At 54.4% G+C, this 25973-nt stretch carries 24 protein-coding genes and 2 tRNA genes; 3 read left to right on the forward strand and 23 right to left on the reverse strand.

Features of this window, described 5'->3' with window-relative positions; all coding sequences use genetic code 11:
• Positions 1–90 precede the first annotated feature (90 nt).
• Positions 91–843 carry a 2,3-diphosphoglycerate-dependent phosphoglycerate mutase gene (gpmA, locus tag BLU64_RS01055; protein ID WP_026743172.1) on the forward strand — a complete coding sequence of 251 codons (753 nt, stop codon included), beginning with the start codon at positions 91–93 and terminating at the stop codon, positions 841–843.
• 305 nt (positions 844–1148) lie between these two features.
• Here the strand turns inward: gpmA and aroG are convergent, their stop codons facing one another.
• Positions 1149–2201 (reverse strand): 3-deoxy-7-phosphoheptulonate synthase AroG, encoded by a 1053-nt coding sequence (gene aroG, locus BLU64_RS01060; RefSeq protein ID WP_026743173.1) that lies wholly within the window; start codon positions 2199–2201, stop codon positions 1149–1151.
• Positions 2202–2470: 269 nt separating this feature from the next.
• Here aroG and zitB point away from each other — a divergent pair, with 269 nt between their 5' ends.
• Positions 2471–3403, forward strand: coding sequence for a CDF family zinc transporter ZitB (gene zitB / locus BLU64_RS01065; protein WP_026743174.1), 933 nt, complete (start codon positions 2471–2473; stop codon positions 3401–3403).
• A 16-nt stretch (positions 3404–3419) separates the two neighbouring features.
• On the opposite strand, the gene pnuC is transcribed toward zitB, so the two are convergent.
• From pnuC to sdhC, 22 genes are all read right to left on the reverse strand, one after another.
• Complete coding sequence (gene pnuC / locus BLU64_RS01070) at positions 3420–4145, reverse strand: nicotinamide riboside transporter PnuC (RefSeq protein ID WP_026743175.1); 726 nt, start codon at positions 4143–4145, stop codon at positions 3420–3422.
• Between the two features lie 381 nt (positions 4146–4526).
• Positions 4527–4602: transfer RNA gene (locus tag BLU64_RS01075), tRNA-Lys, on the reverse strand.
• Positions 4603–4638: 36 nt separating this feature from the next.
• Positions 4639–4714: transfer RNA gene (locus BLU64_RS01080), tRNA-Lys, on the reverse strand.
• A gap of 174 nt (positions 4715–4888) precedes the next feature.
• The gene (gene cpoB, locus BLU64_RS01085) at positions 4889–5662 is read right to left on the reverse strand and encodes a cell division protein CpoB (RefSeq protein ID WP_026743176.1); all 774 of its coding nucleotides are present in this window, start codon (positions 5660–5662) and stop codon (positions 4889–4891) included.
• A gap of 9 nt (positions 5663–5671) precedes the next feature.
• Positions 5672–6187, reverse strand: a complete 516-nt coding sequence (gene pal / locus BLU64_RS01090) for a peptidoglycan-associated lipoprotein Pal (RefSeq protein ID WP_026738989.1) — start codon at positions 6185–6187, stop codon at positions 5672–5674.
• 39 nt (positions 6188–6226) lie between these two features.
• Entirely contained in the window at positions 6227–7516 is a 1290-nt protein-coding gene (gene tolB, locus BLU64_RS01095) for a Tol-Pal system beta propeller repeat protein TolB (protein ID WP_026743177.1), read from the reverse strand.
• Positions 7517–7652: 136 nt separating this feature from the next.
• Positions 7653–8762 carry a cell envelope integrity protein TolA gene (tolA, locus tag BLU64_RS01100; RefSeq protein ID WP_026743178.1) on the reverse strand — a complete coding sequence of 370 codons (1110 nt, stop codon included), beginning with the start codon at positions 8760–8762 and terminating at the stop codon, positions 7653–7655.
• Positions 8763–8818: 56 nt separating this feature from the next.
• Positions 8819–9244, reverse strand: coding sequence for a colicin uptake protein TolR (tolR, locus tag BLU64_RS01105; RefSeq protein ID WP_026743179.1), 426 nt, complete (start codon positions 9242–9244; stop codon positions 8819–8821).
• A 12-nt stretch (positions 9245–9256) separates the two neighbouring features.
• On the reverse strand, positions 9257–9943 hold the full coding sequence (gene tolQ, locus BLU64_RS01110; RefSeq protein ID WP_026743180.1) for a Tol-Pal system protein TolQ: 687 nt from the start codon (positions 9941–9943) through the stop codon (positions 9257–9259).
• Positions 9940–10344 carry a tol-pal system-associated acyl-CoA thioesterase gene (ybgC, locus tag BLU64_RS01115; RefSeq protein ID WP_026738984.1) on the reverse strand — a complete coding sequence of 135 codons (405 nt, stop codon included), beginning with the start codon at positions 10342–10344 and terminating at the stop codon, positions 9940–9942. The genes tolQ and ybgC overlap by 4 nt, the downstream gene beginning before the upstream one ends.
• Positions 10345–10484: 140 nt before the next feature.
• Positions 10485–10778, reverse strand: coding sequence for a cyd operon protein YbgE (ybgE, locus tag BLU64_RS01120; protein ID WP_026743181.1), 294 nt, complete (start codon positions 10776–10778; stop codon positions 10485–10487).
• On the reverse strand, positions 10778–10891 hold the full coding sequence (gene cydX, locus BLU64_RS01125) for a cytochrome bd-I oxidase subunit CydX (RefSeq protein ID WP_071999786.1): 114 nt from the start codon (positions 10889–10891) through the stop codon (positions 10778–10780). Before cydX ends, ybgE begins: the two co-directional genes overlap by 1 nt.
• 16 nt (positions 10892–10907) lie before the next feature.
• Positions 10908–12047 (reverse strand): cytochrome d ubiquinol oxidase subunit II, encoded by a 1140-nt coding sequence (gene cydB / locus BLU64_RS01130; RefSeq protein ID WP_026738982.1) that lies wholly within the window; start codon positions 12045–12047, stop codon positions 10908–10910.
• A gap of 12 nt (positions 12048–12059) precedes the next feature.
• Entirely contained in the window at positions 12060–13628 is a 1569-nt protein-coding gene (gene cydA, locus BLU64_RS01135; protein ID WP_026743182.1) for a cytochrome ubiquinol oxidase subunit I, read from the reverse strand.
• Between the two features lie 698 nt (positions 13629–14326).
• Positions 14327–15199, reverse strand: coding sequence for a succinate--CoA ligase subunit alpha (gene sucD / locus BLU64_RS01140; protein ID WP_074727717.1), 873 nt, complete (start codon positions 15197–15199; stop codon positions 14327–14329).
• Positions 15199–16365, reverse strand: coding sequence for an ADP-forming succinate--CoA ligase subunit beta (sucC, locus tag BLU64_RS01145; RefSeq protein WP_074727719.1), 1167 nt, complete (start codon positions 16363–16365; stop codon positions 15199–15201). Before sucC ends, sucD begins: the two co-directional genes overlap by 1 nt.
• A 119-nt stretch (positions 16366–16484) precedes the next feature.
• A complete protein-coding gene (gene odhB / locus BLU64_RS01150) occupies positions 16485–17720 on the reverse strand; it encodes a 2-oxoglutarate dehydrogenase complex dihydrolipoyllysine-residue succinyltransferase (RefSeq protein WP_026743185.1) in 1236 nt (411 codons plus the stop codon).
• 16 nt (positions 17721–17736) lie between these two features.
• Positions 17737–20544 (reverse strand): 2-oxoglutarate dehydrogenase E1 component, encoded by a 2808-nt coding sequence (sucA, locus tag BLU64_RS01155; protein ID WP_074727720.1) that lies wholly within the window; start codon positions 20542–20544, stop codon positions 17737–17739.
• 240 nt (positions 20545–20784) lie between these two features.
• Complete coding sequence (locus BLU64_RS01160) at positions 20785–21501, reverse strand: succinate dehydrogenase iron-sulfur subunit (protein ID WP_026743187.1); 717 nt, start codon at positions 21499–21501, stop codon at positions 20785–20787.
• A 17-nt stretch (positions 21502–21518) separates the two neighbouring features.
• Entirely contained in the window at positions 21519–23285 is a 1767-nt protein-coding gene (gene sdhA, locus BLU64_RS01165) for a succinate dehydrogenase flavoprotein subunit (RefSeq protein WP_074727722.1), read from the reverse strand.
• Positions 23285–23632, reverse strand: coding sequence for a succinate dehydrogenase membrane anchor subunit (gene sdhD, locus BLU64_RS01170; protein ID WP_026743189.1), 348 nt, complete (start codon positions 23630–23632; stop codon positions 23285–23287). Before sdhD ends, sdhA begins: the two co-directional genes overlap by 1 nt.
• The gene (gene sdhC, locus BLU64_RS01175) at positions 23626–24015 is read right to left on the reverse strand and encodes a succinate dehydrogenase cytochrome b556 subunit (protein ID WP_026743190.1); all 390 of its coding nucleotides are present in this window, start codon (positions 24013–24015) and stop codon (positions 23626–23628) included. Before sdhC ends, sdhD begins: the two co-directional genes overlap by 7 nt.
• A 653-nt stretch (positions 24016–24668) precedes the next feature.
• Here sdhC and BLU64_RS01180 point away from each other — a divergent pair.
• Positions 24669–25955, forward strand: coding sequence for a citrate synthase (locus BLU64_RS01180; protein WP_074727724.1), 1287 nt, complete (start codon positions 24669–24671; stop codon positions 25953–25955).
• The last annotated feature ends 18 nt before the right edge of the window (positions 25956–25973 follow it).

Raw genomic sequence — 25973 nt, forward strand, 5'->3', positions numbered from 1 at the left:
TGAGACGACAAGCGATTGCCGATGACTGTTCTCCAACCCTATAATGGGGGCAGTCATTACAGAAATCTTAGGATCTGAAGGAGTTAAGCTATGGCTGTAACTAAGCTGGTACTGGTACGACACGGCGAAAGCCAGTGGAACAAAGAAAACCGCTTCACCGGCTGGATGGACGTTGAGCTGTCTGAAAAAGGCGTCAACGAAGCCAAACAGGCTGGTAAATTACTGAAAGAAGAAGGTTTTTCTTTCGATTTCGCTTACACCTCCGTGCTGAAACGTGCCATCCACACACTGTGGAACGTGCTGGACGAACTGGATCAGGCCTGGCTGCCAGTAGAAAAAAGCTGGAAACTGAACGAACGCCATTACGGTGCTTTGCAAGGACTGAACAAAGCCGAAACAGCTGAAAAATACGGCGACGATCAGGTCAAACTGTGGCGTCGCGGCTTTGCCGTAACTCCGCCGGAACTGACTCGTGAAGACGAGCGTTTCCCGGGCCACGATGCACGTTATGCATCTCTGACCGACGAAGAGCTGCCGCTGACCGAAAGCCTGGCGCTGACCATTGATCGCGTTGTACCGTTCTGGAACGAAACCATTCTGCCACGTCTGAAAACCGGTGAGCGCATTGTTATTGCGGCCCACGGTAACTCCCTGCGTGCGCTGGTCAAATACCTGGACGACTTGAGCGAAGACGAAATTCTGGAACTGAACATCCCGACAGCGGTTCCGCTGGTTTACGAATTCGACGAAAACTTCAAACCGACTAAACGTTACTACCTGGGCAACGCGGATGAAATCGCCGCGAAAGCTGCAGCAGTAGCTAATCAGGGTAAAGCGAAGTAATTCGTTTTCACTCCATAAAAAAACCCGGCTCAGGCCGGGTTTTTTATTGCCTGTCTTACATCGTTTCCTACGGGAGGGATCCAAGATAGGGATTAATTGTTCGACAGGAAGCGATATTGCAGATGCTGTCTAAGCCGCTGAAGGCACCATCGGACGGTTATCTGAAGGGTTTAGGGTCAGCAGGACTATAATCATGCCGCCTTAGCGTGAGGGCGACAATAACCACACACATCCTCACGACCCTCTACCAACGACCAACGTAAAACCACCGCCGTTGAGGCGGTGATTTACCATCCAACAGACGACTAACCGCGGCGATGACGTACGGCGTCAGCTAACTGACGCAGCAACGTCGCGGTATCATCCCAACCAATGCAGCCGTCGGTGATGCTTTTACCGTAGACCAGTGACTCGCCGCTATCCGGGTTTTGATTGCCTTCCACGAGATGACTTTCAATCATCACACCCATAATGGCTTTTTCTCCACCGGCGATCTGCGAACAAACGTCGGCGCCGACTTCCATCTGCTTCTTAAACTGTTTGCTGCTGTTCGCGTGGCTAAAGTCGATCATTACCTGCGGCGTCAGCCCGGCTTTTTCCAAACCGACTTTCACTTCCTGCACGTGCTTCGCGCTGTAGTTAGGCTCTTTACCGCCGCGCAGAATAATGTGGCAATCGTTGTTGCCGCTGGTATTCACGATCGCGGAGTGACCCCACTTGGTCACTGACAGGAAGCAGTGCGGCGCCTGCGCGGCGTTGATCGCATCGATGGCGACCTTGATCGTGCCGTCGGTGCCGTTTTTGAATCCAACCGGGCAAGACAGACCGGAAGATAGCTCACGGTGCACCTGAGACTCGGTGGTACGCGCGCCAATCGCGCCCCAGCTCATCAGATCGGCAAGGTACTGCGGCGTGATCATATCGAGGAACTCACCCGCCGCCGGCAGGCCGGTGTCGTTGATGTCCAGCAGTAGTTTGCGGGCGATGCGCAGACCGTCGTTGATCTGGAAGCTATGATCCATGTACGGGTCGTTGATAAGCCCTTTCCAGCCCACCGTCGTGCGCGGTTTCTCGAAGTAGACTCTCATGACGACTTCCAGCTCGCCGTGCAGTTCCTGACGCAGCTCCTGCAACCTGGCGGCGTACTCTTTGGCGGCTTTAACATCATGAATGGAGCAAGGGCCAATAATCACCAGCAGACGGTCGTCGCCGCCGTGCAGGATTTTATGAATGGCTGAGCGGGCCTGAGACACCGTTTTAGCGGCATTCTCCGTCGCGGGAAATTTCTCCAGCAACGCGACAGGTGGCAACAACTCTTTGATTTCTTTAATTCTTAAATCGTCGTTTTGATAACTCATAGCAATCCCAATAATTCCTGAACGGTAGGCTTGGCCTGTGGTTCATGCCCACAACTCAGTCAGCCACAAATAAAAGCAGGAAACCCCGCGGATGGCGCATTATAAAACAAGCTAAGGACTAAAATCCCTGAATAATTTCCCCTCAGTCCGAGGAGTACGACGGCACCCACGGTATTTTCAGCAATGCATTCCCTTCAGCGACGCTACTGTAGGTTTTTTGTCCCGTTTGACATACAGTTGAAACAGATCTGCAAACAGGAACTCATTCGATGACCCAATCCCGCCCCAACGAACAAAACAATAGTCAACGACTGCTAGCGGCGTTTACGCTCACCGCCCTTTTCATGGTTGTGGAAACGGTCGGTGGGCTGCTGTCAGGCTCTCTGGCGCTGCTGGCTGACGCTGGGCACATGCTGACGGATACCGCCGCGCTGCTGGTCGCCTTGCTGGCCGTACGCTTTGCCGCAGGTCGTCCCACGTCCAACCATACCTTCGGCTTTCTGCGATTAACTACGCTCGCGGCTTTCATCAATGCCATCGCGTTGTTCATCATCACCTTATGGATCTGCTGGGAGGCTTTTCAGCGCTTCAGCCATCCCCAGCCGATCGCGGGAATCCCGATGCTCATCATCGCAGTCGGCGGCCTCATGGTTAATCTGCTTTCATTCTGGCTGCTACATCGCGGCAGCGACGAAAAAAACATGAACGTCCGCGCGGCGGCTCTCCATGTATTGGGTGATATGTTGGGGTCGGTCGGAGCGATTGCCGCAGCGCTGATTATCATGATGACCGGTTGGACGCCAATTGACCCCATTTTGTCTTTGGTGGTGTCAATGCTGATATTGCGCAGCGCCTGGGCGCTGCTGAAAGAAAGTCTTCACGAGTTGCTGGAAGGTTCGCCTGCCCAAATTGACGTCGACGCGTTAAGACAGAGTCTGAGTGCCGATATCCCGGCGGTGCAGAACGTGCATCACGTCCACTTATGGCAGGTTGGAGAAAAACCGCTGCTGACGCTGCATGCGCAGGTGACGCCCTCTGACGATCACGATGCATTGCTACAGCAAATTCAGGACTATCTGCTGCAACGCTATCAGATCGATCATGTGACCATCCAAATGGAATACCGCCACTGCGATCACGGCCACTGCCATATTCAGCAGGTGGCCGGCGAACACCATCACCATCACCATCACCACCATTAATGGTGCTCAGTCGCGGTTAGCTGGCTCGGGCCAAAGGGCGTGACTGGTTTTCACGCGCGCCCTTAATCCACAGCCAGGAACCGTTGAGGGCTATCAACGTTAGGATGGCGTATTGCAGCGACATCGCATAGACGCCCTGGTAGGCAAAAATCACCACGCTGATGACATCGATGACCACCCAGACCAGCCAGTTTTCAACGTATTTACGCGTCATCAGGATCATCGCCACAATGGACAGCACGGTCATGGTGGAATCCCAGAAAGGAAATGCGTCAGGCTGTAGCTGAGGTCGCTCGACGCTAATTCCAATGCCTTTCATCAGCATCACAGCGATATCAGTCAATAGTGCGAAGAGCGCGTCGATATAAACCGTCATCAGGCCAATAGCAATGACGCAGGCAGCCCCCCACCCCAATGCCTGCGGCAGAGACAGCCAGCGTATACGCAACTCGGATTGGTCGGCGCTGGTCTTCCGGCTCCAGGCATACCAACCATAGAGATTCGCACCGAAGAAAAAGATTTGCAGCAGCAGGCTGGCGTAGAGCTGGATCTGGAAGAAAATTAGTGCAAACAACGTGACGTTGATCAGTCCGAAAAAATAATTGCTCGTCTTCTCCAGGCTGGCTAACCAGATACACAGTAAGCCGAATAAGGTTCCCAGGCCTTCAACCCATGAGAGATCGTAACCGTTCGCCCCCAACGGAATATGAACCAAAATATTGCTCGTACTGAAAAAATCCATCTTCACCTCGTCTGCCCCGAAAATACGTTATCGTCATGGCGTCTGACTTTATAGCTAGACAATGTTTCAAATACTAAACAAAACAATCCCTTCTTACCATTTAATTCCGCTTTTATACGTTATATATCGCATAAAGGTTCAATTTATTAAAATCAATAGCGTAATTCATAAGGATAGACGGACTGCAGTCGCTCGGGCGGGCGATAGATGAACAAAGAAAATAGAAGGGCGGGTTAAGAATGCAATAGACGCTTGTGATGAATATGTACGGGAAAGCATTAAATTTTGTTGGCTCGAACCTGTACGCAGCTTCTCACCCGCACGACGCGTGCGATAAGTAATTTTGGCATGTAGATTGGAATTCGGAAAACAAACTTGGGATGGTGGGTCGTGCAGGATTCGAACCTGCGACCAATTGATTAAAAGTCAACTGCTCTACCAACTGAGCTAACGACCCGCACTGCGGAATACTTCAAGATGTAGCACTGGAAAATGGTGGGTCGTGCAGGATTCGAACCTGCGACCAATTGATTAAAAGTCAACTGCTCTACCAACTGAGCTAACGACCCAATTTCCACATCACTTCAGCGATTCACTATCGCCTTGGCAACGGCGGCATATATTACTGTGATAATTTTTCCACGCAACCTATTTTATAAAAAAAACGTTTAACTGCTTACAACTCAAACAAATAGGCACAAAAGCCGCTCATTTCGAGCGAATTTTGTGCCTTATCGTGGCAATTAAGAGTGAGACAAAGATTTTTGCGCCAGTTTAGCGCTTTCGGTATTTGGGTACATCTTGACCACCTGACGATATACCGCCTGGGCTTTATCAGTCTGGCCTTTCTCCTGCATGATGACCCCAACCTTGTACAAGGCTTCGGACGCTTTGGGAGATTTAGGGTAATTTTTTACGACATTGGCGAAATAGTAAGCCGCATCGTCTTTCTTACCCTTGTTGTAGTTCAACTGCCCCAACCAATAGTTGGCGTTGGGCTGATAAGTGGAATCAGGATATTTTTTGACGAAGTTTTGTAGTGCAACAATAGCCTGATCATACTGCTTTTTTTCAAGCACTAGCGCCACGGCGGCATTGTAATCGCTGTTCGCGTCTCCTGTGCTGGCTGGCGCGTTCGGAGCAGCGTTACTCGCCGCAGGGGGTGTGTTAGCGTCTGAGGCCGCAGGAGCAGGCGTTCGAGCGCCCTGAGAGCTCAGGCTGTCTATTTGCTGGTAGATCTGTTTCTGACGCTCTACAACTTGGTTAAGCTGATACTGACTTTCCTGAATCTGACCACGCAGGCTGTCGATATCGCGCTGGTTGTCGGAGAGCTGCTGCTGAAGTTGGGTTAAAAGCTGACTGTGAGCGTTTGAGATTCGCTCCAGTTGAGTGACTCGATCTTCTACCGAGCCTGAGCCGGCATTACTGATTGGCGCTTGGGCGGTAGCGACCCAGGGGGCCGCTACGCCAACCAGTAACGACAGACTGAGAAGGTAAGGTCTGAAGTTACTGTTCATGCAAGACTCTTAGTAGACCAGAACGGCGCGACGGTTTTTAGCGTAAGCAGCTTCGTCATGACCCAGAACCGCGGGTTTTTCTTTACCGTAAGAAACGATAGAGATCTGGTCAGAGGAAACCCCTTTGCCCTGCAGGTACATCTGCACGGAATTCGCACGACGCTCGCCCAAAGCGATGTTGTACTCCGGCGTACCGCGTTCATCCGCATGACCTTCAATGGTCACTTTGTAAGACGGGTTGCTACGCAGGAATGCGGCATGAGAATCCAGCATCTGAGCAAAATCCGAACGGATGTCATACTTATCGAGATCAAAGTAGACGATGTTGTTGCGCTGTAGTTCCTGCATCTGCAGGCGCGCCTGCTCAGAGGAAGACATGTTGCCGCCGTTTTCCATACCGCTGCCAACGCCGACGCCATTCTCAGAAGATTGGTCGTTGTTAGCATGCTTGTTAGAGCTACACGCGGCAACAGCCAGCACCGGCAGAGCCAACATCAGGCCTTTCAGCACTTTATTGAATTGCATTTTTATGTCCTTTCAAAAGGTTATCATAGATATTTGCATTTAGAGATACGGCGACCAGGCAGGGAATTTTACCTGACCATCAGTTGCCGGAAGACGCGCTTTGAAACGACCATCAGTCGAAACCAGCTGCAGCACGGATCCCATCCCCTGTTTGGAACTGTAGATTACCATGGTGCCGTTAGGCGCAACGCTAGGCGTTTCGTCCAGGAACGTGTCCGTCAATACTTGAACGGCACCCGTTACCAGATCTTGTTTGGCGATATGCTGCACTCCGCTATTAGAGCTAACCATCACCAGAAATTTACCGTCGCTGCTGACATCCGCGTCCTGATTCTGGGCACCTTCCCAGGTCAGGCGCTGAGGCGCACCGCCGTTGACATTAATTTTGTACACCTGCGGACGTCCCGCCTGATCGGAAGTATAAGCGAGTGTCTGACTATCCGGGAACCAGGTCGGCTCCGTGTTGTTGCTGCGTCCATCGGTTATCTGAGTCATCTGTCCAGAAGCCAGATTCATCACGTAAAGATTCAGGCTGCCGCTCTTGGACAGCGCGAAAGCCAGTTTGCTGCCGTCCGGAGAGAAGGACGGTGCGCCGTTATGACGTGGGAACGAGGCAACCTGTTTGATCGCACCGTTGGCCAATGTCTGCACTACCAGCGCGGAACGGCCGCTTTCGAAGGTCACGTACGCCAGTTTGCTGCCGTCGGCAGACCATGCGGGTGACATCAACGGCTGCGGGGAACGATGCACGGGGAGCTGATTGTAGCCGTCATAATCTGCCACGCGCAGTTCATAAGGATATTGGCCACCGTTGGTTTGAACCACATAGGCGATTCGCGTACGGAATGCGCCTTTAATCCCGGTCAGTTTTTCAAAAACTTCATCGCTGGCGGTATGCGCCGCGTAGCGCAGCCACTGTTTGGTGACCTTAAACTGATTCTGCGCCAACACGCTGCCTGCGCTGCCCGAGGTGTCGACCAGTTGATAAGAAATCACATAACCATCGGCGCTGGGCTGAACCTGCCCGATGACGACGGCATCAATGCCCAACGCCGTCCAAGCCGCAGGCGTCACTTCCGCCACGCTGCCCGGTTGCTGCGGCATTCGAGAAGGATCAATAGGGTTGAACTTACCGCTGTTGCGCAAATCCGCGCCAACGATACCCCCGATGTCTTCAGGTGCGGCGCCAGGCCCCACCCATTTGAACGGAACAACGCCGATCGGGCGAGCGGAATCAACCCCTTGGGTGATTTCAATGCGTACTTCCGCGTGGAGGACTGCCGCCCATAGCATCAAAAAACCTAATGCAACTTTAAATGCCTGCTTCATTTCATCTCCCTTATCCAGGTGCTTAACCTGCGATAAATTAGCAGAATGTGAACAAAACCAACGTCAACAAAACACGATGACCAAGTCTGTCGACCATAGGCTTAATCTTAAATCCCTCGCGGAGCTTCAGGCTGCTTTACTGCGGCTTAAAGTCTATCGGGGCGTTCTTGAATGCTTCATAGACCTCACTGCTCGGCGGCTTAGGAATTCTGGCCTGCTTGGCTGCAGCGATAGCAGCCTGACACAGAGCAGGATCGCCACCTTCTGTAGTGACATCGATCAGCAGACCGTCCGGCGCTAGCTTGACGCGTAGCGTACACGTCCGGCCTTTATAGGATTCCCAGTCGTAAAACTTACTTTGAATCGCGGTTCTGATCTGACTGCCATAGCTATCTAATGCAGCCCCCGACGCTCCGCTCTTCGTATTTTTACCTACGCCGGCCGCGCCGCCGCTGCTCGCAGTAGAACCTGATTTGGGGGCATTTTTATCCGACGACAGTCCGCCGAGTAGATCGTCTACTTCGCTGTCCTGTTTGGCGGCTTCAGCCGCTGCGGCCTTTTTCTTGTCGTCAGCGGCTTTTTTAGCTGCCGCAGCTTCCGCTTTCTTGGCATTAGCTTCGGCTTTTGCCTTGGCGTCCGCCTCAGCTTTCTCTTTAGCCACTTCTTCCGCTTTGGCCTTTGCTTCCTGTTCAGCCTTTTTCTTCGCGTCTACGGCAGCCTGTTTTTTGGCTTCCTCTTCCGCCTGTTTTTTAGCGGCGGCCGCTTTGGCCTGTTGCTCGGCGTCAGCCTTTGCTTTCGCCGCCGCGGCCTCAGCCTGTTTCTGCTGTTCTTTAGCCTGCTGCGCCGCTTCTTCGGCTTGCTTACGCTGTTGTTCTTGCGCCCGCGCCTGATTTTTTGCTTCTTCTTGGGCCTGCAAACGCTCTTTTTCCAGCTCTTTCAAGCGTTGCTGTTCCGCCGCCTGCTTTTCCTGTAGCTCCTTCGCCTGCTGGTCGGCTTGCTTCTGACGCAGCTGCGCTGCTCGCTGCGCGTCGCGCTGTTGCTGCTGCTGACGACTGTATTGTTCGGCAACAGCGCCGGGATCGACCATCACGGCATCGATAGCAGACCCGCCTCCGCCGCCATTGCTGGCGTCCATTGACTGGTGCAAAGAGCTGACAATTAGCAGCGCAATCAAAATGACGTGCAAAACGGCTGAGATAATCAAAGCCCGTTTTAGCTTATCGTTTTGTCCGTTTCCCTTTAGCACAAGTCATTCCCAAATACAGTGTGGCCAAATAGATCACTCATACTCTGTTTACCGGCTCAAATCGGTTGCGTCATCAGACCCACGGATTTCACGCCGGCCTGGTGGAGTAAATTAAGCGCTTTGATGATTTCGTCGTAAGGCACCTCTTTGGCACCCCCGATCAGGAATACCGTTTTCGGATTGGCGCCGAGACGAGATTGGGCTTCGGCTACCACCTGCTCTGCCGGCAATTGTTCCATACGATTATGATCGACCACCAGGCTATAGCGGCCGATACCGGAAACCTCGACAATCACAGGCGGATTATCATCGCTGGAAACGGTTTTGGAATCCGTGGCATCCGGCAGATCGACCTCGACGCTTTGCGTGATAATCGGCGCCGTCGCCATGAAAATCAGCAGCAGCACCAACAGCACATCCAGCAAGGGGACAATATTGATCTCGGACTTCAGTTCCCGACGACCTCGACGTACACGTGCCATGCTCCCTCCTGATTAACGGTTGCTATCGCTGGAGAATGCCTGGCGATGCAGGATGGCAACAAATTCTTCCGTGAAGTTATCGTAGTTCTGTTCCAATCTGTTGACGCGCTGGTTCAGGCGGTTGTAGGCCATGACGGCAGGAATCGCGGCGAACAGACCGATCGCCGTGGCAATCAGCGCTTCCGCGATACCCGGAGCGACCATCTGCAAAGTCGCCTGCTTGACGGCGCCTAACGCGATGAAGGCGTGCATGATCCCCCATACCGTGCCGAACAGGCCGATGTAAGGACTGATAGAACCAACGGTTCCAAGAAAAGGAATATGAGTTTCCAGCGTTTCAAGTTCGCGATTCATCGAAATACGCATTGCCCGCGAGGAGCCTTCAACCGCCGCTTCGGGCGCATGATGATTGGCGCGGTGCAGTCGGGCGAATTCTTTAAAACCGGCATAGAAGATCTGCTCGGTCCCAGATAGGGTTTCACGTCGCGTCTGGCTTTCTTGGTACAGACGGGAGAGTTCGATACCCGACCAGAATTTATCTTCAAACGCTTCAGCATCACGGGTCGCCGCGTTAAGGATACGGGTACGCTGTATAATGATTGCCCAGGACGCAATGGAAAAACCGATTAAAACTAGCATGATTAGCTTCACAAGAAGGCTGGCCTTCAGAAACAAATCAAGAATATTCATGTCAGTCACTGCTTAAACTCCGCGACAAAAGACTTAGGAAGCGCAATCGGCTTCATTTGGTGTGGGTCGATGCATGCGATCAAAAATTCGGCCTGGCTCATCACTTCGCCCTGGGGATTGAGAATGCGCTGTACAAACGTCATGGACGCCCGTCGAAGCGAAACGATCTCGCTTTGCACTTCCAGCAAATCATCAAGGCGCGCCGGAGAGAAGTACTCCACTGTCATCTTACGTACGACAAAGGCGAGCCTCTGCTCCATTAGCTGTTGTTGATGAACACCGTGCTCACGCAGCATTTCCGTGCGAGCTCTTTCATAAAACGCAGCATAGCGTGCGTAATAAACCACGCCACCAGCATCAGTATCTTCATAATAGATGCGAACTGGCCAGCGGAACACTTGATTACTCACTTTATATCCCAGCAATTGATGCGATAAAACTTAGGCTACTATACGCAAGAGAATTGTGGTTTGGAATGGGAAGAATGTACAGGCTGGTAAATAAATGTGAGCCGGAAACGGCCCACATGACAAGGGATAGAGCGCGAAGATTATTGGAAAAAATAGTACAAACCGGCGGCCAAAATGATGGCCGCGGGCAAGGGTGAGAAGAAGGCTTTCCAGCGCAAGCGCTGCGGCCTAAATCCCGTCCCATGAATCACCCCCGCGCAAACCGCCCACATCAGGACGAAAGCCTGCCAGACGGCCAATGTGCTGGTTTTCGCCGCAAAACGTGACGGGTCCCAAAAAACGCACCCCGCCAGCAGCAGGGCCATGATCAGGGAAAGGGCCCGTAACGGGCCCTTGTCCATGATGCAGTAAAGACGATGAATAAGTTGACTCATCACGCGTCGTCTTTTCCCGCTTTGGCATCTTCAACATGCTCAATCGCCAACGCGGTAATCACGCCCAGCGAGCAGGCAAGAAGCGTTCCGAGTATCCAGGCAAAATACCACATAAAATAAGCTCCTTACTTAGTACAGGGAATGCGAGTTCTGCTCGACATGCTCTTTAGTGATGCGACCGAACATTTTGTAGTAGCACCAGGTGGTGTAACACAGAATGATCGGGACGAAGACGATCGCCACGCAGGTCATGACCTTCAGCGTCAGCAGACTAGATGTGGCATCCCACATCGTCAGACTGGCGTTCGGCATCGTGATCGACGGCATAACAAATGGGAACATCGTGATACCGGCCGTCAGGATGACGCAGGCGATACTCAGCGAGGAGAACAGGAACGCCAGCGCGCCCTTTTCCACGCGAGCCATCAACACCGTAAACAGCGGGAACACCACACCCAACAGTGGAATAGCCCACAAAGCAGGATAGTGATTGAAGTTGACTAACCAGGCACCCGCCTGATGGACCACTTCTTTACGCAACGGGTTAGATTCCGCGGCGGTATTGATCACCGATGTCACGGTGTAACCGTCGATGCCGTAGACGACCCAGACACCAGCCAGGGCGAAGGTGATGAACAGAACCAACGACGCCAACTGCGCTACGCCCTTAGCGCGCAGGTGCAGTTCGCCGTTGGTACGCATCATCAGGTAAGTCCCGCCCTGAGCCAGAATCATGCTCACGCTGACCACGCCCGCCAGCAGACCAAACGGGTTCAGCAGCTGGAAGAAATTACCGGTGTAGTACAGTCGCAGATAGGCATCGATGTGGAAAGGTACGCCCTGCAACAGGTTGCCGAAAGCAACGCCGATAACCAGGGGCGGCACGAAGCTACCGATGAAAATGCCCCAGTCCCACATGTTGCGCCAGCGCGCGTCTTCAATCTTCGAACGGTAGTCGAAACCGACCGGACGGAAGAATAACGACGCCAGTACCAGGATCATGGCGACATAGAAGCCGGAGAACGCTGCGGCGTAGACCATCGGCCAGGCGGCGAACAGCGCGCCCCCCGCCGTGATCAGCCATACCTGGTTGCCGTCCCAGTGAGGCGCGATGGAGTTAATCATAACGCGACGTTCAACGTCGCTGCGGCCCATCAGGCGGACCAACATCCCCACGCCCATATCGAAGCCGTCGGTGATGGCGAAGCCAATCAGCAGTACGCCGATGAGCGCCCACCAGACAAAACGCAGTACTTCATACTCAAACATAGTGGACTCCTGTTACCTTGCTTCCGTCGCTGCAGCGGTCGGCTGTTCAAAGTGATATGCACCCGTTTTCAGGCTGCTTGGCCCCAGACGCGCATACTTGAACATCAGGTACATTTCTGCGACGAGGAACAACGTGTACAGACCGCAAATTAATCCCATAGAGAACAGCAGATCGCCTGCTGTCAGCGATGAGTTGGCGACAGAGGTCGGCAGCACTTCGCCAATCGCCCAAGGCTGACGACCATATTCCGCGACGAACCATCCGGCTTCCACCGCGATCCACGGTAAAGGAATACCGTACAACGCGGCACGATGCAGCCATTTACGCTGACCGATCTTGTTGCGGAGCACGGTCCAGAAAGAGAGGCCGATGATGATCAGCATCAGGATCCCACAGGCCACCATGATGCGGAACGAGAAGTACAGCGGCGCCACGTGAGGAATAGAGTCTTTCACGGCCATTTGGATCTGTGCTTCGGATGCATCGGACACCTGCGGCGTATAGCGTTTCAGCAGCATGCCGTAACCCAGGTCCTGCTTGCTGGCGTTGAAGGCTTCACGAACGGCGGGGTCAGTGTTGCCTGCGCGCAGTTGCTCAAGCAGATGGTAGGCGTTCATGCCATTACGGATGCGCACTTCGTGCTGCTCCATCAGATCTTTCAGACCCGTCACGGTTTTATCTGTAGAACGCGTTGCAATCAGGCCTAGAACATAAGGAACCTGAATCGCATATTTGTTCTCTCTGGCTTCTTGATCCGGCAGGCCAAAGAGCGTGAACGCAGCTGGAGCAGGCTGTGTTTCCCATTCGGCTTCGATTGCAGCCAGCTTGGTCTTCTGAACGTCGCCCATTTCGTAACCGGATTCGTCACCCAGTACGATAACAGACAGCACGGAAGCCATCCCGAAGCTGGCGGCGATAGCGAATGAACGCTTGGCGAACGCGATATCGCGGCCTTTCAGCAGATAGTAAGAGCTGATGCCCAGAATGAACATGGCGCCCGTACAGTATCCGGCGGCAACCGTGTGCACAAACTTCACCTGTGCAACTGGGTTGAAGACCAGAGTCGCGAAACTCACCATCTCCATGCGCATAGTTTCGAAGTTGAAGTCGGAAGCGATAGGGTTTTGCATCCAGCCGTTGGCGATGAGAATCCACAGCGCGGAGAAGTTGGAACCCAGAGCGACCAGCCAGGTCACCGCCATATGCTGTACCTTGCTCAGGCGATCCCATCCGAAGAAGAACAAGCCGACGAAGGTGGACTCCAGGAAAAACGCCATCAGGCCTTCGATAGCCAATGGCGCCCCGAAGATATCACCAACATAGTGAGAGAAGTAAGACCAGTTGGTCCCAAACTGGAATTCCATGGTCAGCCCGGTAGCCACGCCAAGTGCGAAGTTGATCGCAAACAGCTTGCCCCAGAACTTGGTCATATCTTTATAAATTTGTTTGCCAGACAGGACGTAGACCGTTTCCATGATTGCCAGCAGGAACGCCATCCCCAGCGTTAGTGGCACAAACAGGAAATGGTACATTGCTGTCAAGGCAAACTGTAAACGTGACAGTTCGACTATATCAAACATCTTGACTCCTTGCTCCTCGCAGGAAGGTTTCGCTCGCAGTAGAGGCAATCCGTTGAATAACGGCTGCAATACCCTAAAAGAACACAACTAATTGCTGAACACAGGCTTAAACATCGCATGACGAAAATCCCACCACGACATGCTGTCTAATTAAAATAAGCCTAAGAAAGGTTATAAAAATTACCAATATCGCACCTAAAATGAAGTGACCGGTATATTACGCCTACAATCCCCTGTAATAAATAGGTTTTTACGTGACGCTGGTTAGGGTTTTGATTTAACCCCGCCCTCACAATCACATACCTTTGGCAGATAATTGATCGGGCGCAATTTAAGCGTATTTTGACGAAGATATCCAGTGTGCATTTTTTGATTTGGCGCAATATCCGCCTTTCATGTTAACAATGGGACACATTCCATTTTCATTAGGCTGATGTTGTTAATTTGACGTGACCGTAACGTTTCAATAATTAATATTTGCCGACTTGTCGATCAGGGTAATTACTGCAATTTTGTTTATATATGATGACGGTTTTTATATTTATGGGTTTATATTGTTGCCGCAACGTTATTTTTAGAAATGAGAGTCATTACCATTTAAATATTCGCCTATCGCAAACATAAAAAAGACCATCCGAAGATGGTCTTTATGGTGGTCATGACGCTTTAGCTATCCGCGAAATCAATCGTTCACCCCATTAACGGGTAATGATACTTTTTACCGCTTCGCCGATATCCGCCAGGCTACGCACCGTCTTCACGCCAGCCGCTTCCAACGCAGCGAATTTCTCGTCAGCCGTTCCTTTCCCGCCTGCGATGATGGCGCCGGCATGACCCATCCGCTTCCCTTTCGGCGCAGTGACGCCCGCAATATAGGCGACAACGGGTTTGGTCACGTGATCTTTGATGAAAGCCGCGGCTTCTTCTTCCGCCGTACCGCCGATTTCGCCAATCATGACAATCGCTTTCGTGAGCGGATCTTGCTCGAACAGTGACAGAATATCGATGAAGTTTGAGCCTGGAATGGGATCGCCGCCGATGCCAACGCAAGTAGACTGGCCCAGACCGACGTCCGTCGTCTGCTTGACCGCTTCATAGGTCAGCGTACCGGAGCGTGAAACGATGCCGACATTTCCCGGCAGATGAATATGGCCGGGCATAATGCCGATTTTACATTCGCCCGGCGTAATCACACCCGGACAATTCGGGCCGATCATTCTCGCCCCGGTCTGCTCCAGCTTGGCTTTCACCGTCAACATGTCTAGCGTAGGGATACCTTCGGTGATGCAAATAATCAGCTCGATGCCCGCATCAATTGCTTCCAGAATGGAATCTTTGCAGAAAGGCGCCGGAACATAGATGACCGACGCCGTCGCGCCGGTGGCCGCAACGGCGTCGCGTACCGTGTTGAACACAGGCAAACCCAGGTGTTGGGTACCGCCCTTGCCCGGCGTAACCCCGCCAACCATCTGAGTCCCATAGGCTATCGCCTGGTCGGAGTGGAACGTTCCCTGACTCCCGGTGAAACCCTGGCAGATCACTTTGGTATTTTTATCGATCAGAATAGACATTAATTTCCCTCCACGGCAGCGACCACCTGCCGAGCCGCATCCGCCAGGCCGGTTGCAGCAATGATATTCAGACCGCTCTCCGCCAGCTTCTGCGCGCCAAGATCCGCATTGTTACCTTCCAGACGCACCACCACCGGTACGTTGACCCCCACTTCCGCCACGGCACCGATGACGCCATCCGCGATCAGGTCACAGCGTACGATGCCGCCGAAAATGTTGACCAGCACCGCTTTGACCTTGCTGTCTGACAGAATGATTTTAAAAGCTTCGGTCACGCGCTCTTTGGTCGCGCCGCCGCCCACATCCAAAAAGTTGGCCGGCGCGCCGCCGTGCAGCTTCACGATATCCATCGTGCCCATCGCCAACCCCGCGCCGTTGACCATACAGCCAATATTGCCGTCCAGCGCGACATAGTTCAGCTCCCACTGCGCCGCGTGTTCCTCACGCTCATCGACCTGACTCGGATCGTGCATTTCACGCAGCTCGGGCTGACGGAACAGCGCATTGCCGTCCACCGCCAGCTTGCCGTCCAGACAGAGCAGTTCGCCCTGCCCGGTGATGACCAGCGGGTTGATCTCAACCAACGCCAGATCGCGCTCCAGAAACAGCTTGGCCAACCCCATGAAAATCTGGGTGAACTGGGCAACTTGTTTACCGCTAAGGCCCAGTTTGAAGGCAAGCTCACGGCCCTGATACGGCAACGGTCCGGTCAAGGGGTCCAGCGCCGTTTTGTGGATAAGATGCGGCGTATCCTGCGCGACTTTTTCAATCTCTACGCCGCCTTCCGTGGACGCCATAAACACGACGCGACGACTGCCGCGGTCGACAACGGCCCCGAGGTACAGCTCGCTGGCAATGTCCGTCGCGGTTTCGACCAGCACCTGCTGCACCGGCTGCCCGTGGGCGTCAGTCTGATAAGTGACCAGTTGCTTGCCCAACCAGTGTTCCGCGAAAGCGCGAATTTCTTCTTTGCTGTTGACGACTTTAACGCCGCCTGACTTACCTCTTCCCCCGGCATGCACCTGGCACTTGACGACCCACGGACCTTGGCCGATTTTCTCGGCGGCCTCTTCCGCCTCGCGGGGCGTCTTGCAGGCATAGCCCTCTGGAGCCGGTATGCCATACCGAGCAAAGAGCTGTTTTGCCTGATATTCGTGTAAATTCATGGTGTTCAATCCATTTTATATTTGAAGATAAATCCACGATTTTATGAGTGGCGATATACAGACGGTTTGGGTGACGAAAAGCGGCGTCAAGCCGCCCTACTCTATCTTGAACCTCTGCCTCAAACGTCCAGCAACAGACGCGCCGGATCTTCCAGCATGTCTTTGATCGTCACCAGGAAACTGACTGACTCGCGACCGTCGATGAGTCGGTGGTCGTAGGAAAGCGCCAAATACATCATGGGCAAAATGACCATCTGCCCTTCAACGGCCATCGGACGATCCTTAATGGCGTGCATCCCCAGAATCGCGCTTTGCGGGGGATTAATGATCGGTGTCGACATCAATGAACCAAACACGCCGCCATTGGTGATGGTGAAGTTTCCCCCCGTCAACTCATCCACGGTGAGTTTGCCATCACGCCCCTTAATTGCCAGTTCCTTAATCTGTTTCTCGATATCCGCCATGCTCAGCATATCGACATCTTTCAGCACCGGCGTCACCAGACCACGCGGTGTAGAGACGGCAATGCTGACGTCGAAGTAGTTGTGGTACACCACATCTTCGCCATCCAGGGAGGCATTCACTTCGGGAAAACGTTTGAGCGCTTCTACCACCGCTTTGATATAGAACGACATAAATCCCAGGCGGACGCCATGCCGTTTTTCGAACGCTTCACCGTACTGTTTTCGTAGCGCCATCACGGGTTTCATATTGACTTCGTTAAACGTCGTCAGCATGGCCGTACTATTTTTGGCTTCGAGCAGTCGCTCGGCTACCCGCTTGCGCAGGCGCGTCATCGGCACCCTTTTTTCACTGCGGCGGTCCAGCGAAGAGTCAGATGCCGGTACTGCCGCAGCCTCTCCCGCGCACGCCGGAGCGACTACGGCGGCATCGCGCTGCCGGGTAAGCTGTTTTTCGACATCTTCCCGGGTGATGCGACCGCCCACGCCGCTGCCCGCAATCGCCGACGCGTCCAAATCATGCTCCGCGATCAGTCGGCGGATCGCCGGACTCAGCACGTCGTTGCTCCCCTCCTCCAGCCCGGCGGTGTAACGCTGGGCTGGCGTAGACTCCTTGTTCGCCGGTTTTTCGCTGGACTCTTTGCCGCTACTGTCGCCGGGCCGCAAACGCCCGAGGATCTGGCGTGAGGTCACGGTCGCACCTTCTGCTTCCAGTACCGTATCCAAGATGCCGGCTTCGGAGGCAGGCACTTCCAGCACCACCTTGTCAGTTTCGATTTCAACCAGCACTTCGTCACGCTGGACGCTGTCGCCCGGCTGCTTGCGCCAGGTCGCCACGGTGGCGTCGGCGACGGACTCGGGCAGGTCGGGAACCAGTATATCTACGCTACTCATTATCTATCCTTTTGATTCAATTAACGTTCAGCGCGTCATCAACAAGATCTTGCTGTTGCTTTTGGTGGACGGACATGTACCCCACGGCGGGCGATGCGGATGCCGGTCTGCCGGCATAACGCAGGGAAGCGCCGAAGGGGATCGCCTCGCGCAGATGATGCTGGCTGCAGTACCAGGCGCCCTGATTCAGCGGCTCTTCCTGACACCAGACGAAATCGAGAACGTGAGCGTACGGTTCCAGCACGGACTGCACATATTGCTGAGGGAAGGGATACAACTGCTCGATGCGGACAATCGCCACATTTTTCTGCTCATTCTTGCGTCGTTTTTCCAACAGATCGTAATAAACCTTACCTGCGCACATCACGACGCGCTTCACCTCGCGCGGATCGATGTCGTCGGCCTCGCCAATCGCTGGCTGGAATTTACCGGAGGCCAGCTCATCCAGCGTCGATGTCGCTAGCGGATGACGCAGCAGCGACTTCGGCGACATCACCACTAATGGACGGCGCATTCCACGCAGCGCCTGACGCCGCAGCATGTGGTAAACCTGCGCCGGGGTGGAAGGGATGCAGACCTGCATATTCTGTTCAGCGCACAGCTGCAAATAGCGTTCCAGGCGGGCCGAGGAGTGTTCGGGTCCCTGCCCTTCATAGCCGTGCGGCAGCAGCATCACCAGGCCGCACATCCGTCCCCATTTCTGCTCGCCAGAGCTGATGAACTGGTCAATCACCACCTGTGCGCCGTTGGCGAAATCGCCGAACTGCGCCTCCCAGATGGTCAGCGTACGCGGCTCGGCCGTGGCATAACCGTATTCGAAGGCCAGCACCGCCTCTTCCGACAGCACCGAGTCCCATACTTTAAACTCCCCTTGCGCATTATGCACATGCGATAACGGCGTATAGGTAGAGCCATTCTTCTGGTTGTGCACGACCGCGTGACGGTGAAAGAAGGTGCCGCGGCCGGTATCTTCACCCGACAGCCGAATAGGAATGCCTTCATCTACCAGCGTGGCGTAGGCCAGCGTTTCAGCGCCGCCCCAGTCAAAAGGCTTACCGCCCTCTGCCATTTCGGCGCGGTCATGGTATATTTTCACGACCCGAGACTGCATTTCGATCGCCGGAGGGATGGTGCTGATACGTCGGGCCAGCTCCTGCAGGCGCTTCCTGTCTACCTGATGCGGGTAGTCTTCGTCCCAGTCGTGATTGAGATAGGGCATCCACGCCAGCGCCTGCGTATCCATCGGCAGCCACTCTTCCACCACGCATTCGCCCGCGTCCAGCGCGTCGCGGTAAAGGTTGACCATTTCGGTGGCGTCTTCCAGCTGAATCAACTGCTGCTGCTCCAGACGGTCCGCGTAGATTTTACGCGGCGTCGGGTGCTTTTTGATTTTGTGATACATCAAGGGCTGAGTGGCGCTCGGCTCATCGGCCTCGTTGTGACCGTGGCGGCGATAACACACCATGTCGATGAAGACGTCGCGCCTGAAGGTATTGCGGAAGTCGAGCGCCAACCGGGTCACAAAGGCCACGGCCTCGGGATCATCCGCGTTCACGTGGAAAATGGGCGCCTGCACCATTTTGCCGATGTCGGTGCAGTACTCGGTCGAACGCGCGTCGCGCGGATTGGAGGTTGTGAACCCTATCTGGTTGTTGATGACGATACGGATCGTCCCGCCGACGTCGTAACCGCGCGCTTTGGACATGTTCAGCGTTTCCTGCACCACGCCTTGACCGGTCATGGCCGCATCGCCGTGAATAGTGATGGGCAGGACCAGCGCGCTGCTGGGATTATCCAGACGGTCCAGACGCGCCCGCACCGAGCCGATGACGACCGGGCTGACGATCTCCAGATGCGAGGGGTTGAAGGCCAGCGCAAGGTGCACCCTGCCGCCTTCAGTATCGACATCCGAAGAGAAGCCCTGATGATATTTCACATCGCCCGTGCCGAGATGCTCCTTGTGCTTGCCGATGAACTCGTCGAACAGATCCTGCGGCTTTTTGCCCAAGACGTTGACCAGCACATTCAGGCGTCCACGGTGCGCCATCCCCAAGACCACCTCGCGCGTGCCGTTTTTACCGGCATGCCGCACGATTTCTTTCAGCATCGGGATTAGCGCGTCCCCGCCTTCCAGAGAGAAACGTTTGGCGCCGGGGAATTTCGCGCCCAGATAGCGCTCCAGCCCTTCCGCCGCCGTCAACTCTTTTAGAAAACGCTTACGCTCATCGACACTGAACGACGGCTGACCGACCACGGATTCGATGCGCTGCTGAATCCAGCGTTTCTCTTCCGTATTGGTAATGTGCATATACTCCGCGCCGATGGGGCCGCAGTAGGTCTGCCGCAGCGCCGCGTACAAATCCCTCAGCTTCATGGTCTCTTTGCCGATAGCGAACGAACCTACGTTAAAGGTATCGTCCAAATCCGCTTCGGTCAGATTGTGATAGGCGAGGTCAAGGTCAGGAACGGGCTCTTGTTTCCAAAGATCCAACGGGTCGAGGTTGGCATGCTGATGGCCGCGAAAGCGAAACGCATTGATGAGCTGCAGCACTTTGACCTGTTTGGCGTCGCTGTCCGGGTCGTGGATAGAGGAGGTGTACCGTGAACTGTCCTTCGCCAGACGACGAAAATAGTCTCGGGTTTGAGAGTGCAGTTGATCGGGTTTGACTCCCGTCGCCACCATTTGCTGGAAAATCGTTTGCCAACTGGTGTCGATAGAGGCCGGATCGGTTAAATAATCTTCATAGAGCTGCTCTATGTAGGACTGGTTCGCCCCCGCCAGATAGGAGGAATCCAACCAGGCCTTCATTGCACCATTCTGCATTATGATCCCTTAAGCTGATGTGCTTCAGTTTTCGCCGTGGTTAACATTTTTTTGCGCCGCATCAAAAGCGGCGTTGCCGGATAAGCGGTTCACTCCGCATGCCGACGGTGAGCCTGGTGAGCTAAATTCAGCCCGCCAAGGGAACCGAATGATCAGGGTCTATCGCGCCTGAATGCGGGATAAAAACCCATTCCCGATGGCCCCAGTCCGAAGTCGGAGGCCTTAAGCTCGATGCGTCCGTCAGGCGCCGCGCTGCAATAACATTGACTTAATATGGCCGATGGCGCGCGTCGGATTCAAACCCTTCGGGCACACGCTGACGCAGTTCATGATGCTGTGACAACGGAACACGCTGAAAGCGTCGTCAAGCCCGTCGAGACGCGGCTTGGTTTCCGAATCACGGCTGTCGATCAGGAATCGGTACGCCGTCAGCAACCCGGCAGGCCCGATGAATTTATCCGGATTCCACCAGAAAGAGGGACAAGAGGTGGAACAGCAGGCGCACAAGATACATTCATACAACCCGTCCAGCTTCGCCCGGTCCTGCGGCGATTGCAAATTTTCACGTGCTGGAGGATTCTTCCCATTATTCAACAGGTAAGGTTTAACTTTCTCATATTGGGCATAGAATTGCCCCATGTCTACCACCAAATCGCGTACCACCGGCAATCCCGGCAGCGGTCGAATCACGATTTTGTGGTTGCCGCGACGCAGGCTGGACACCGGTGTGATGCATGCCAGACCGTTTTTACCGTTGATATTCACCCCATCCGAACCGCACACGCCCTCACGGCAAGAGCGGCGAAAGGTGAGCGTAGGGTCTTGCTCCTTGAGCTGGATTAATGCGTCCAGCAGCATCATGTCCGTCCCTTCGTCGGCTTCCAACTGGTAGTCCTGCATCCGTGGAGCGTTATCCATATCCGGGTTGTAACGATAAATCGAAAATTCAAGTTTCATCGCCGTCTCTCCGTCTTCTAATAGGTGCGCACTTTCGGCGGGAATGCCTCGCGTAGCGTCGGCTGCATGTTCACCTCGCGGCGCGTCATGCTTTCGGTCTCCGGCAGATACAGCGTGTGGCAAAGCCAGTGTTCATCATCGCGATCGGGGTGGTCGGAGCGGCTATGCGCGCCACGGCTTTCCGTGCGGTAATTCGCAGCCAGCGCGGTGGCGAACGCGGTATCCATCAGATTATCCAGTTCCAGACACTCGATGCGCTGGGTGTTGAACTCCTGCGACGTGTCGTCCAGACGGGCGTGTTGCAACCGCTCGCGGATTGTTTTCAGCTCCTCCAGCCCCTGAGCCATCGCGTCGGCTTCGCGGAAGACGGAGAAGTTATGTTGCATGCACTCCTGCAAAGCCCGGCGGATCTCTACGGGGCTTTCCCCATCGCGGTTGTTGTTCCAGCGGTTGAGACGTGTCAGCGAGGCCTCGATATCCGACTCGCTGGCATCGCGGCTGGCGCCCTGCTCCGACAAAGACGCTTCCAAATGCATCCCCACGGCGCGGCCGAACACCACCAGGTCGAGCAGCGAGTTACCGCCGAGACGATTCGCGCCGTGCACTGAGACACAGGCAATCTCCCCCACGGCGAACAGGCCGGGGATCACCACATCCTCGCCCTGTTCGTTAACGGTCAGCGCCTGACCGGTGATCTTGGTCGGTATGCCGCCCATCATGTAGTGACAGGTCGGGATCACCGGGATCGGCTCCTTCACCGGGTCGACATGGGCGAAGGTGCGGGAAAGCTCCAGAATACCCGGCAGGCGCGACTCCAGGACCTCTTTGCCGAGGTGGTCGAGCTTCAGCTTGACGTGCGGCCCCCACGGACCGTCGCACCCACGGCCTTCGCGGATTTCGATCATGATGGAGCGTGCGACGACGTCGCGGCCCGCCAGATCTTTCGCATTCGGCGCGTAACGTTCCATAAAGCGTTCGCCGTCTTTATTCAGCAAATAGCCGCCCTCGCCGCGACAGCCTTCAGTAACCAGCACCCCCGCTCCGGCGATCCCCGTCGGGTGAAACTGCCACATTTCCATGTCCTGCACCGGCACGCCGGCGCGTAGCGCCATGCCCACGCCGTCGCCGGTATTAATATGCGCATTGGTCGTTGACTGATAAATGCGCCCTGCGCCGCCGGTCGCCAGCACCGTCGCGCGGGCTTTGAAATAGACGACTTCGCCGGTTTCGATACAAATCGCAGTACAGCCCACCACCGCGCCGTCCTGATTTTTCACCAGATCCAGCGCGTACCACTCGGAAAAAATGGTGGTGTGATTTTTCAGGTTTTGCTGATAGAGCGTGTGCAGCAGCGCGTGTCCGGTGCGGTCGGCCGCCGCCGCGGTACGCGCCGCCTGCTCGCCGCCGAAGTTTTTCGACTGACCGCCGAACGGACGCTGGTAAATACGCCCGTCATCCAACCTCGAAAACGGCAGCCCCATATGCTCCAGCTCCAACACGGCTTCCGGTCCGGTCTTGCACATGTACTCAATGGCATTTTGATCGCCGATGTAGTCCGACCCTTTTACCGTGTCGTACATATGCCACTGCCAGTTATCCTCGTGGGTATTGCCCAGCGCGACCGTGATACCGCCCTGTGCGGAGACGGTATGGGAACGCGTCGGGAATACCTTGGAAATCAGGGCGCAGGACAGCCCCATCTGGGAAATTTGCAACGCGGCGCGCATACCCGCGCCGCCCGCGCCAACCACAACTGCATCAAACTCTCTGACCGGCAAATTCATTACGCCCCCCACACCACAATCGTTCCATAAATGACATACACCATCAGTACGACCACAATCGCCAACTGTAACGTGAGCCGAACGGCCAGCGGTTTGACGTAGTCGGTCAACACCTGCCACAGGCCGATCCAGGCATGCACCAGAATCGAAAACAGGGCCATCAGGGTGAGCACTTTAGTGAGACGCAGGGCGAAGAAATCACGCCAGAGGGGATAGGTGAGTTCGGGCGCAGTGACGTAAAACCCCACCAGATACAAAACGTACAGCACGATGACGATGGCAGCAGCGCGAAGTAATAACCAATCGTGTACTCCATTACGCCCAAGTGCAGAAGCATTGCTTACCATACAAGGACTCCAGACAAGATTGAAAGCACGACAGTAATAACAAAAGCGATCCATGCGGAGCGTTCACCCGAGGCAAACGTTTCCTCTATGCCGCCAAAATCCATCAGCAGATGACGCAAACCACCCACGGCATGGTAGGCCAGCGCGGTGAGAATCCCCCAGACGATCAATTTGGCGATGACGCTATCCATCATGGCCGACGCCTGCATGAAGCCATCTTCGGAAGACAGAGAGAGGCCCAGCAGCCAGAGCAGGATACCGATTGAAACAAAGGTGATGACGCCGGAAACGCGATGGAGAATAGATGCTACCGCGGTAGCAGGAAAGTGGAACGTTCGCAGATCCAGATTCACAGGTCTTTGTTTTTTCACAGGTTCGCCCACACAACTTTTATTATTTTCTTACTCCGGACCTGTTGTGGGGGTCAGACAGCATGAACGGTTGCATAAAGGAAGATAAGTCGGGCATCTCCTTGTTTCGCCGCACGCCCCATCAGCCAATTTTAAGCCTGGGCGGCGCAAACCTATCACGCTGGGTGCTCCTACTGCAGGGTATTCCGGAGACCTGAAAAAAGTATAGGTGCTTCACAATATCATTACAAATAGCACACATAGAGTTTAAGGGAATTTGCTGGGAATGGTGAATTGGATCACGCATTTAACAATTTATTAAAAACAAACTGATTATGTAGGCGATTATTAAACATTAATTTAACAAATGATTGGGTGCTTGTGACTGATAACGAAGGTGAGAGACGACGCTTTTCGATTGAGATGGGTTGTGTAACAGTGTCGAAAGAGTCCACGTAAAAGTCATCGGTATGACTACACTCAATTTAGGACGACACGTCGGATTAACGGCAACCGCCTGACTCGAAACTGCCTGCGCTCAGCGGAAAATCACCGCCGCTGGCGCCGTCCTAAACAACCGGTTTTTACCGAGTCATGCCAGCCGGCTTCCGGTCGCCGCTCCCAGGTAGGATGACTCGCTGTCACGGTGAGCAATGTCGTTAACTAAAACGCTAAGGAGAATGTCAATGGCTGACAAACACGCAACGATTACTATCGACGGTCAAGAGCCTATCGCGCTTGATGTCCTGTCCGGTACGCTCGGTTACGACGAGATCGATATCCGCAGCCTCGGTGCGAAAGGTTATTTCACGTTCGATCCTGGTTTCACCTCCACAGCGTCCTGCGAGTCAAAAATCACCTTTATCGACGGCGATAAAGGCATCCTTCTGCACCGGGGTTACCCGATCGATCAGTTAGCTGATAAATCCAACTATCTGGAAGTCTGCTATCTGCTGCTGTTTGGAGAAGCGCCTACGCAGGCGCAATACGACGAATTCAAAACCATCGTGACCCGCCACACCATGATCCATGAGCAAATTACCCGCCTGTTTCACGGTTTCCGCCGCGACTCGCATCCGATGGCGGTGCTGTGCGGCGTGACCGGCGCGCTGGCCGCCTTCTATCATGACTCACTGGACATCAGCAATGCGCGGCACCGCGAGATTGCAGCCTATCGTCTGCTGTCAAAAATGCCGACCGTGGCCGCCATGTGCTACAAATATTCGCTGGGTCAGCCCTTCATCTACCCACGTAATGACCTCTCCTACGCGGGCAACTTCCTGCACATGATGTTCGCCACGCCGTGCGAAGACTATGTGGTGAATCCGGTGCTGGAACGCGCCATGGACAAAATTCTTATTCTGCATGCGGACCATGAGCAGAACGCCTCCACGTCGACCGTGCGCACCGCCGGATCGTCCGGGGCCAATCCTTTTGCCTGTATCGCCGCCGGCATCGCATCGCTGTGGGGCCCCGCCCACGGCGGCGCTAATGAAGCCTGTCTGCGAATGCTGGAAGAGATTAGTTCGGTCAAACACATCCCAGAATTTATTGAGCGCGCGAAAGACAAAAACGATTCGTTCCGGCTGATGGGATTCGGCCACCGCGTGTACAAAAATTATGACCCGCGCGCCACCGTCATGCGCAAAACCTGTCACGAAGTGCTGAAGGAGCTGAAAACCAAGGACGATCTGCTGGAGGTCGCGCTGGAGCTGGAGCACATCGCCCTGAACGATCCGTACTTCATTGAGCGCAAACTCTACCCGAATGTGGACTTCTACTCCGGCATAATCCTGAAAGCGATGGGGATCCCGTCATCGATGTTTACCGTCATCTTTGCGATGGCGCGTACGGTCGGATGGATTGCCCATTGGAGTGAGATGCACGGCGAAGGTCTGAAGATCGCACGTCCGCGCCAGCTATACACCGGTTACGAACGCCGCGACTTCGAACCCGAGGTGAAAGAGCATTGATGAAACGCGGCTCCGGGT

This window comes from Lonsdalea quercina, assembly GCF_900107885.1.
In the GTDB taxonomy this organism is placed as follows: Bacteria; Pseudomonadota; Gammaproteobacteria; order Enterobacterales; family Enterobacteriaceae; genus Lonsdalea; species Lonsdalea quercina.

Coding starts and splice junctions, on each gene's coding strand:
- gpmA (WP_026743172.1), top strand. CDS start 91: ATGGCTGTAACTAAGCTGGTACTGGTACGACACGGCGAAAGCCAGTGG.
- aroG (WP_026743173.1), bottom strand. CDS start 2,201: ATGAGTTATCAAAACGACGATTTAAGAATTAAAGAAATCAAAGAGTTG.
- zitB (WP_026743174.1), top strand. CDS start 2,471: ATGACCCAATCCCGCCCCAACGAACAAAACAATAGTCAACGACTGCTA.
- pnuC (WP_026743175.1), bottom strand. CDS start 4,145: ATGGATTTTTTCAGTACGAGCAATATTTTGGTTCATATTCCGTTGGGG.
- cpoB (WP_026743176.1), bottom strand. CDS start 5,662: ATGAACAGTAACTTCAGACCTTACCTTCTCAGTCTGTCGTTACTGGTT.
- pal (WP_026738989.1), bottom strand. CDS start 6,187: ATGCAATTCAATAAAGTGCTGAAAGGCCTGATGTTGGCTCTGCCGGTG.
- tolB (WP_026743177.1), bottom strand. CDS start 7,516: ATGAAGCAGGCATTTAAAGTTGCATTAGGTTTTTTGATGCTATGGGCG.
- tolR (WP_026743179.1), bottom strand. CDS start 9,244: ATGGCACGTGTACGTCGAGGTCGTCGGGAACTGAAGTCCGAGATCAAT.
- ybgE (WP_026743181.1), bottom strand. CDS start 10,778: ATGAGTCAACTTATTCATCGTCTTTACTGCATCATGGACAAGGGCCCG.
- cydX (WP_071999786.1), bottom strand. CDS start 10,891: ATGTGGTATTTTGCCTGGATACTCGGAACGCTTCTTGCCTGCTCGCTG.
- cydB (WP_026738982.1), bottom strand. CDS start 12,047: ATGTTTGAGTATGAAGTACTGCGTTTTGTCTGGTGGGCGCTCATCGGC.
- cydA (WP_026743182.1), bottom strand. CDS start 13,628: ATGTTTGATATAGTCGAACTGTCACGTTTACAGTTTGCCTTGACAGCA.
- sucD (WP_074727717.1), bottom strand. CDS start 15,199: ATGTCTATTCTGATCGATAAAAATACCAAAGTGATCTGCCAGGGTTTC.
- sucC (WP_074727719.1), bottom strand. CDS start 16,365: ATGAATTTACACGAATATCAGGCAAAACAGCTCTTTGCTCGGTATGGC.
- odhB (WP_026743185.1), bottom strand. CDS start 17,720: ATGAGTAGCGTAGATATACTGGTTCCCGACCTGCCCGAGTCCGTCGCC.
- sucA (WP_074727720.1), bottom strand. CDS start 20,544: ATGCAGAATGGTGCAATGAAGGCCTGGTTGGATTCCTCCTATCTGGCG.
- BLU64_RS01160 (WP_026743187.1), bottom strand. CDS start 21,501: ATGAAACTTGAATTTTCGATTTATCGTTACAACCCGGATATGGATAAC.
- sdhA (WP_074727722.1), bottom strand. CDS start 23,285: ATGAATTTGCCGGTCAGAGAGTTTGATGCAGTTGTGGTTGGCGCGGGC.
- sdhD (WP_026743189.1), bottom strand. CDS start 23,632: ATGGTAAGCAATGCTTCTGCACTTGGGCGTAATGGAGTACACGATTGG.
- BLU64_RS01180 (WP_074727724.1), top strand. CDS start 24,669: ATGGCTGACAAACACGCAACGATTACTATCGACGGTCAAGAGCCTATC.